At 43.8% G+C, this 276-nt stretch carries 1 pseudogene; it reads right to left on the reverse strand.

Annotated features, from left to right (window positions below):
- A pseudogene (thrA, locus tag AAEZ02_RS22385) lies at positions 1-276 on the reverse strand (bifunctional aspartate kinase/homoserine dehydrogenase I); the annotation flags it as partial.

Below are 276 nucleotides of genomic sequence, written 5' to 3' on the forward strand. Positions count from 1 at the left end.
GCTTGATAGTAAGCATAATCACGAGTGTTCGATTTTTTGTTTGGGGTGACGACATGGAAACCGGCATTCATCACATCAAGGTAACGGTCTGACACTAACTCGCTTGATGTACAATCAACCAGTACAGGATTAAGTAATTGCTGCTCTTGCCCCCACTCAAGTAGCTTAGCTAAATCATACGCTTGACCCTTCTCGGCCAACAATGACTGCCACTCACTAAGTTCAATGCCTTCACTATTCAACAACATTTGGCGTGAATTGGCGATACCACAAACT

Source organism: Shewanella sp. T24-MNA-CIBAN-0130 (assembly GCF_040310185.1).
GTDB classification, from domain to species: Bacteria; Pseudomonadota; Gammaproteobacteria; order Enterobacterales; family Shewanellaceae; genus Shewanella; species Shewanella psychromarinicola.